Genomic DNA, 7,898 nt, shown 5'->3' with positions numbered 1-7,898 from the left:
TATGGAGTATATGGCCAGATATTTGGATGATGAATTAGGTCAATGGATGAATGTTATTGGTGCAGTACTCATTGTCGGCCCTAAATGGTGTGGTAAAACAACTACTGCTGAACAATATGCTAAAAGTGTTTTAAAACTTCAGGATATTGATAGGCAAGAAGAATATCAAATGTGGTTAGATATAAAACCTTCAAAATTACTGGAAGGTGAAAAACCAAGATTAATTGATGAATGGCAGATGGCACCAATTTTATGGGATGGTGTAAGAAATAGTGTTGATGAACTTCAAGGTGAGGGATTATATATTTTAACTGGTTCTACAGTAGTTGATGAATCAAAAATTATGCATTCAGGGACAGGTAGAATTCATAGATTACTTATGAGGCCTATGAGCCTATATGAAAGTGGAGAGTCTAATGGTAAAATATCCATTGAGGAATTATTTGACAATTCTGATATAAATATTGATGGGATTGAGTCCAATTTGACAATGGATGATTTAATTTTTGCAGCATGCCGTGGAGGATGGCCAGATTCTATAAACAAAAAAAATGATAATGATAAATTATTAATTGCTTATAATTATCTGGATAATATATGTGAAAGTGATATTTCTAATGTCGATGGTGTTAAACGTGATCCGGATCGTGTTAAAATTATTTTAAAATCTATTGCTCGTAATAATTCTACTTTAGCTAAGGACACTACAATAATGGCGGATATTTCTGCTAATTTTGGGGATATTAGTAAACCTACATATTATTCATATGTGGGGTCATTGAAAAGATTGTTCGTTATTGAAGATTTAAGGGGGTGGGCACCAAACATTAGGTCAAAATCATCAATGAGATCAGGCAATAAAAAAGTATTCATTGATCCTTCAATTGCAGTAGCTGCATTGAATATGGGTCCTGAAGCTTTTAATACACTTGAAGGATTAAAGACTTTTGGTTTTATTTTTGAAAATTTATGCATTCGTGATTTAAGTGTATATACTTCCAAATTTGGAGGATCAATATCATATTATCATGACAATTCTGATGTTGAAATTGATTGTGTTGTACATCTTAAGGATGGAAGATATGCTTTAATTGAATGTAAATTGGGAAAAACTAAAATAGATGAAGGGGCTCAAAATTTACTGAAAGTGAATAAAATGATTGAATCTAATAATCAAATTAGAAATCCTAGTTTTTTAGCAGTTTTAACAGGAGGGAATGTAGCATATACTAGAAAAGATGGAGTTAAAGTTATTCCAATTGGATGTCTTAAGTAGATATAACTGAAGTTATGGACGAATAGTTAAATTTCACTCAGATAGAGTATATGTTGTGTTTCAAGCAGTACATCCATTGGAACATGAAAATTTTCATATGTTAATTATTATTTGAATATTTGGCCTTGGAATTTATAGACATCACAGCTTTCATCCATCCAGCTATCTGCGCTAATTCCTGCCTTCATACAACTATGTTCTAAAAACTCTTCAATGTTAAATTTGTTTTCAGTTGCTACTTGAGGTAATAATAAACCTCTTGAATATCCTTTTTGAATAATTAGACCATCTCTACCAATTTCAATTTCATCAAAGTATTGATTATAATGTGCTACTGGAATTATTTCAGGTTTTGTAAGTACGGTTACCTCTAAATCAAGTTTTTCTAATTCGTCCAAACTGACTTGAGGAAATCTCGGATCATTAACTGCTGCTGCAATGGCTACATCAATTGTAGCTTCAATTGCGCTCATAATTGGTTCAGCGTATCCAATACAACCTCTTAAATTGTTATTTTTATTTAATGTTACAAAGACGCCTAGTTTTTCATCTAATTCAATGGGGTAATTTTCGTCTTTTGTTATTTTTTCACCAGTTTCTAAATATTGCTTGATAGCATTTTTAGCTAGTTTAACTAAGTATTCTCCGGATTTATCACTAATCATTATCCCATTCCTCCAACTAGTGCATTTAGAATTCTTGTATGGGGTCCACCATCACCTACAGGTGCTGTTTGACCATCTTTTCCACAAAATCCTACGCTTAGTTTAAAGTCATTTCCAATTGCATCAATGTTTTTTAATGTTTCTAAGATGTTACCGGATAGTGAAACATCTCTTAGAGGTGTTGAAATTTCGCCATCTTTAATTAAGTAACCTTCAGCAGCATTAAATTGGAATATTCCTTTACCAGTATCTACTTGACCCCCTCTTGAGCCTTTAAGATAAATTCCATCAGGAATATCTTCAATTAATTCTTCAAAAGTGTTATCTCCTGGTTGTAAGTAAGTATTACTCATTCTTACAATTGGTTGGTCTGCAATTGATGATCTTGCATTTCCAGAAGATTTCATATTTAATTTAGATGCAGTTTCTCTTGAATTTAAAAGTGAAACTAATTTTCCATCTTTAACTAATTGATTTGGTGAAGTTTTTACACCTTCAACATCATATGGGTAATATCCAAATCCTTCTTTTAGACTTGCATCATCAAAGATATTAACGATATCTGATGCAATTTGACTACCTATTTTATCTTTAAGGATAGAATCATTTTGTAAGATTAAATCACCTTCAACAGCATGACCTAATGCTTCATGGACTAGAACACCTGTTAATTCAGGGTCTGCTATTACTGGAAAGTTTCCAGAAGGTGCAGGGCTAGCATCAAGTAATCTAACAGCTTTTTCACCAATAGTTCTTCCAAATTCTTCAATATCTCTATCGGCTATTACTTCAAATCCTTTAACTCCTCCAAGACTACCATGTCCAAACTGAATGATTTCACCATTTGTTGCAGATGCATTTAAAGCCATTCTTACTCTACTAGTTTTTACTTGAATTTCACTACCTTCACTGTTCATAAATAATTCATTAGCTTCACTGTCTCCATAACTTACGGTGGTACTATTAACTTTATCGATACATGCAGCATCATTTGCTTGTTTCATAATGTCTTTTTTTTCTTCAATAGAAATATCCTTAAATGGAATTTTAACATCAACAGTTATTTTATCTTTAATAATGTCTGTTTCACTTAAATTGACATCTCCTTTTAATGAGTTTGAAAATTTAATAGCAGTATCTGTTATTTCATCTATTTTAGATAAATCTGTAGTGTATGCAAAACCCCATGCTCCATTATTCAACACTCTTACTCTTGCAGCTAAGCTCATTCCTGTGTTAATTTCATCTACATCGCCATCTTTCATTAATATTGAAGTATTATTTCCAATTCCTGCTCGGATATCGATGTAGTCTATTTGAGAATTTGTTTTTGCAATAACTTTTTCGAATAAATCAATATATTCTTCCATTTTATCACTCAAAAGATTAATCATTATTAATTATGAATTACATATTAAATAAAAGTTTTTTATATTATTTATGAAGTATTAATATAATAATTATCAATAAATATTTGGTGGTGATGTTATGATTGTTATCGTAGGAACTGGTGCAGGTGGAGGAATTTTGTCTCGTGAACTTGCAAGAGAGGGGATTGATGTTACTATTTTGGAAAAAGGACAATATATTCATTCAAAAGATGCATTTAAGTATTATGATAAATATTCAGATGAGGTTGACTTGTTAACTACCACTTGCATTGGTGGTTCAACAATCGTATCCATGGCGAATATGGTAAGAGCACTCGATGAGGAATTATTAGATTATGATATTGATTTATCTGATGCATATGATTATGTTGAGGATTTAATTAATGTACATCCTCTTGATGATTCTCATATTGGAAAAGGTACTCAAGCATTTTTGGATGCAGGTTATGAACTTGGTCTTCAAACCATGAAAATGCCAAAAGCAATTAGAGAAGATGATTGCATTCAATGTGGAAAATGTGCATTTGGTTGTCCGGTTGATGCCAAATTTTCTGGAAAAGATTTTATTGATGGGGCAGTGGAATATGGTGCAACATTGGTTTGTCAAGCTGATGTTAAGGAAGTAATAAGTGAAAATGGTGTTGTATCGGGTGTAAAATATGTTAAAGATGGTAATGAAGAAATTATAAAAGCTGAGAAGGTGATATTGTCTGCAGGAGCTATTGGCTCAACTTTAATTTTAAGGAAATCTGGAATTTCTAAAGCTGGTCGTGAAATATTCTTTGATCCGTTTGTAAGTGTTGGAGGATACTTAAAAGATATTAAGTTTAATAGCGAGGTGCAGATGGCAGGTCTTATCATTGGTAAAAATTTTGTTTTATCTCCTCATTATTCATCTTATATTCCAGAAAATATTGATGATGAATCATTAACAGAGAATGATATCTTGAGCATAATGGTAAAAACTGCAGATGAAGGTAAGGGTTATGTCACTGATGATGGGGATGTTGTTAAAACTAATTCCATTCAAGATATAAGATGTTTGGCTGAAGGAACCGCTACTGCAGGGTTTGTTTTAGAGCGTGCAGGTGTTGATCCAAATACCATTATTTCAACAGTATATCGGGGTGCACATCCTGGGGGGACTGCAAAAATTGGTGATGTGGTAAATAGTAATTTAGAAACAGAAATTGAAAATTTATTCGTTTGTGATGCAAGTGTATTGCCAATATCTCCTGGAAAGCCACCAATATTAACAATACTTGCATTATCTAAAAGATTAGCGGATTATTTAAAAAAATAGAAGATTATTCAAATTGTTTGTAAATATCTTCTGTTTTTATTAATTTTTCACAATAATGACATCTAACTACTGGAGGATTTTCACTAACAACATTAAATATTGGGGTTATTGGTTCATTCTCATAGTTAGTAATACATTTTGGATTTGTACACTTAATAATTGATTTAATCTTTTTAGGTAGTACAATCTTATTTTTTTTAATAGTTTTAAAATCCCTGATGATATTAATTGTAGCTTTGGGTGCAATTAAAGCAACTTGATTAAGTTCTCCATGATCTAATTCTCTATTTTCAATTTTTAAAATATCTTTTCTACCCATCTCTTTAGAGGGCACATTCATGGCTACAGTAATATTTTTTGTTTCATTGTCGGGAAGGCCTAAAATTTTAAGAATATGTAGTGTTTTATTAGCTGTAATGTGGTCGATAACAGTTCCATTCTCGATTGCTTTAATTTTTAATTCAGATTTATTGTTATTCATTTAATCTACCCTGTATACATTTTTAAATCTTTTATTTCAACAATTGTTTCTGTATCTCTGATTAATATTTCAGAAGGTTTATCTTTAGTGGCAATAGTGAAACTTTCAATCACTCTTGCTCCACGCATTTTTACTTTTTCTTCGAGCCTTTCAATATTTGTCTCCCCATGACTGCTATCCATGGTAGCGAATAATATAACATCTTTTCCAGTTAAATTGCATCTGTCTATTATTGTTAAAATTGCGGGAGTTGGATTTCCTGACCATGTTGGTGTTCCAAATATGATTGTATCGTAATCAGTCAAATCAACTTTTGCAGGAGCAATATCGGTTTTACTTTCTCTAAATGCACTAATTGATGCAAGAAATTTGTTTTTAAATCCTTTACGGCTTTTCAAATCTTTGATTCTTAATATATGTGCGTTTAATTTTTTTGCTAAAGTATTAGCTACTAATTCAGTTTTTCCACTTAGAGAATAATAAATTATTAATGTAGCCATATTTTTCCTCCTTTTTACTTAAGGATGAAGACCTAAATGTTTCAATCCTAATTGTTCTTCAATACCAAGAATGATATTCATATTTTGAATAGCTTGACCAGATGCACCTTTAACAAGATTATCAATGCATGATAACATTACAAGTCGACCAGTGTCATCTATTTCAAAACCACCAATATGTACAAAGTTAGAACCTCTAACTGAGCTTAAATGTGGAATTTCTCCTTTGTCCATAAGTTTAATGAAATATTCATCTCCGTATTCTTTTTCATATAATTCCTTTATCTCATCAGGTGTAATGTCTAAATGTTCTTCTTTTAAGAAACTGTGGCTTGTAGTTTGAATTCCTCTATTTACAGGTACCAAATGTGGTGTAAATGAAACTTTAACATCATCAAATCCATGTAATTCCTGTTTAATCTCTGATGAATGTCTATGTGCAGAGATTTTGTATGGGTTTACATTATCTGCAATATTTGGGTAATGTGTAACTACAGATGGGTTTACTCCTGCTCCACTAACTCCAGTTTTTGAGTCAATGACAATTCTTTCAACCAAATCATTTTTAACAAGAGGATATGATGATAAAATTGCACCGGTAGGGAAACATCCAGGGTTTGCTATCAAATTAGATTTTTTAATTTCATCTCTGTATAATTCAGGAAGTCCAAATGCTCCTTTGTGTTCTTTATCAGTATGTTCCATTCCGTACCATTTTTCATAAACTGCAGTGTCACGATATCTGTAATCTCCACTTAAATCAACTACTTTGGCACCAGTTTTTAAAAGTTCTGGAACGATTTTCATTGATGCACCATGAGGAGTCGCAGTAAATACTACATCAGCATCTATGTCAGATGGTTTTTTATCTTTAAATATTAATCCTGTATCCCTAATATGTGGATGGGTCTTGTGGACTGGTTGTCCGTCTAATTTTCTTGATGTAATTTCAGTTACTTCAACTTCTGGATGTATGCTGAGCATTCTTAAAAGCTCTCCTCCAGTATATCCACTTGCTCCTATAATTGCTACACTTTTCATTTTATAATCTCCTAATTATTATAATTCTCCAGTTTTATCATTAAACTCAGTATGCTTTATTCTTTTAATAATTTTGCATGTGCTATCTAGTTCTCCGAACATATAATCTTCAACACGTATGACTTTAGCTTTAATTCCTCTTTTATCTAATAATTCCTGTAATTTTTCAACATCATGACTTTGATCGGAACCTATTGCAATAATGTCTGGTTTAATTTCTTCAACAATTTTTAACATATCTCCTTCATGTCCAAGATATGCTTCATCAACAGGTTTAAGGCTTTTAATCATTTCCAATCTTTGTTCTTGAGGTATAATAGGTATTCTTTTTCTCTTTTCCACAGTAGAATCTCTAGCTATTACAACTGCAAGAACTGCATCTTTCCCGCCTAATTCCTTAGCTTTTTCAAGGAATAATGCATGCCCTGGATGGAGTATATCAAATGTTCCGGTTGCCATTACTTTCATTAGATTACCCTCTTTTGATATTTCAAAGCTTCAGTTAAGTCAATTTTATTTTTATAAAGTGCAGAACCAATTACTATTCCTTCCACACGGCTTTCATTCAATTTTTTAATATCATCTATTGTTGTGATTCCGCCTGAATAGACAATTGGTATGTCAACAGATTTTTTAAGTTCAACTACAGGATTTGTGTAAAATCCGCCTAAAAGCCCTTCAACATCGACATTTGTAAATAAGATGCTTCCAGCTCCATGTTCTTTAAATTCAGATGAAAGCTCAATAGGACTTTTGTCAATTTTTTCCTGCCATCCTTTAATAACTACTTTATTGTCTTTACTGTCAAGTGAAATCATTATTCTTTCACTACCATATTCCTCGGATAATTCGGTAATAGTTTCAGGGTGTTGGATGCCCATTGTTCCAATTATTAATCTTTCAATATCTAGGTCTAATAATTGGCGAGCATAATCTAAACTTCTAATTCCACCACCAAGTTGGATGGGGACACTGATTTCCTTTAAGATTTTTTTAATAATGTCAAAGCTGGCAATACCATTGATGGTTCCATCCAAATCAATAATATGGATATTGCGAGCTCCTAAATCTTCCCAGTGTTTTGCAACAAGTTCAGGATTTTCCAATTCTACCATTTCACTTCCAGGTTCGCCTTGAACGAGTTGTACACATTTTCCATTCTTAATGTCAACTGCAGGCATTATTAACATTTCATCTTTTTTGAATGACATTTACACTTTTCCTGTAATATTATTTAGTAT

Annotated in this window: 9 protein-coding genes; 2 read left to right on the top strand and 7 right to left on the bottom strand. The window is 32.0% G+C overall.

Annotated elements, in window-relative coordinates:
* Nucleotide 1 precedes the first annotated feature (1 nt).
* Complete coding sequence (locus ACR0P1_RS07195) at nucleotides 2-1,276, top strand: ATP-binding protein (RefSeq protein WP_432645726.1); 1,275 nt, start codon at nucleotides 2-4, stop codon at nucleotides 1,274-1,276.
* Nucleotides 1,277-1,383: 107 nt separating this feature from the next.
* On the opposite strand, the gene ACR0P1_RS07190 is transcribed toward ACR0P1_RS07195, so the two are convergent.
* Together ACR0P1_RS07190 and ACR0P1_RS07185 are read right to left on the bottom strand one after the other, a co-directional pair.
* Entirely contained in the window at nucleotides 1,384-1,941 is a 558-nt protein-coding gene (locus ACR0P1_RS07190; RefSeq protein WP_432645725.1) for a TIGR00296 family protein, read from the bottom strand.
* Nucleotides 1,941-3,311, bottom strand: coding sequence for a TldD/PmbA family protein (locus tag ACR0P1_RS07185; protein WP_432645724.1), 1,371 nt, complete (start codon nucleotides 3,309-3,311; stop codon nucleotides 1,941-1,943). The genes ACR0P1_RS07190 and ACR0P1_RS07185 overlap by 1 nt, the downstream gene beginning before the upstream one ends.
* Before the next feature lie 118 nt (nucleotides 3,312-3,429).
* Here ACR0P1_RS07185 and ACR0P1_RS07180 point away from each other — a divergent pair, with 118 nt between their 5' ends.
* The gene (locus tag ACR0P1_RS07180; RefSeq protein WP_432645723.1) at nucleotides 3,430-4,635 is read left to right on the top strand and encodes a GMC family oxidoreductase N-terminal domain-containing protein; all 1,206 of its coding nucleotides are present in this window, start codon (nucleotides 3,430-3,432) and stop codon (nucleotides 4,633-4,635) included.
* A 4-nt stretch (nucleotides 4,636-4,639) separates the two neighbouring features.
* Here ACR0P1_RS07180 and pyrI read toward each other — a convergent pair whose 3' ends face one another.
* From pyrI to hisA, 5 genes are read right to left on the bottom strand one after another with little or no spacing between them, the layout of a single operon-like run.
* Nucleotides 4,640-5,116 carry an aspartate carbamoyltransferase regulatory subunit gene (gene pyrI, locus ACR0P1_RS07175; protein ID WP_432645722.1) on the bottom strand — a complete coding sequence of 159 codons (477 nt, stop codon included), beginning with the start codon at nucleotides 5,114-5,116 and terminating at the stop codon, nucleotides 4,640-4,642.
* A 5-nt stretch (nucleotides 5,117-5,121) separates the two neighbouring features.
* Nucleotides 5,122-5,616 carry a flavodoxin family protein gene (locus ACR0P1_RS07170; protein ID WP_432645721.1) on the bottom strand — a complete coding sequence of 165 codons (495 nt, stop codon included), beginning with the start codon at nucleotides 5,614-5,616 and terminating at the stop codon, nucleotides 5,122-5,124.
* An 18-nt stretch (nucleotides 5,617-5,634) separates the two neighbouring features.
* Entirely contained in the window at nucleotides 5,635-6,657 is a 1,023-nt protein-coding gene (argC, locus tag ACR0P1_RS07165) for an N-acetyl-gamma-glutamyl-phosphate reductase (protein WP_432645720.1), read from the bottom strand.
* An 18-nt stretch (nucleotides 6,658-6,675) separates the two neighbouring features.
* Complete coding sequence (locus ACR0P1_RS07160) at nucleotides 6,676-7,116, bottom strand: adenylyltransferase/cytidyltransferase family protein (protein WP_432645727.1); 441 nt, start codon at nucleotides 7,114-7,116, stop codon at nucleotides 6,676-6,678.
* 8 nt (nucleotides 7,117-7,124) lie between these two features.
* Entirely contained in the window at nucleotides 7,125-7,868 is a 744-nt protein-coding gene (gene hisA / locus ACR0P1_RS07155) for a 1-(5-phosphoribosyl)-5-[(5-phosphoribosylamino)methylideneamino]imidazole-4-carboxamide isomerase (protein ID WP_432645719.1), read from the bottom strand.
* Between the last annotated feature and the right edge of the window lie 30 nt (nucleotides 7,869-7,898).

Origin of the sequence: Methanobrevibacter sp. (assembly GCF_050872065.1) — an archaeon.
Lineage (GTDB): Archaea > Methanobacteriota > Methanobacteria > Methanobacteriales > Methanobacteriaceae > Methanocatella.
This window is presented reverse-complemented; position numbering and strand designations above follow the sequence as displayed.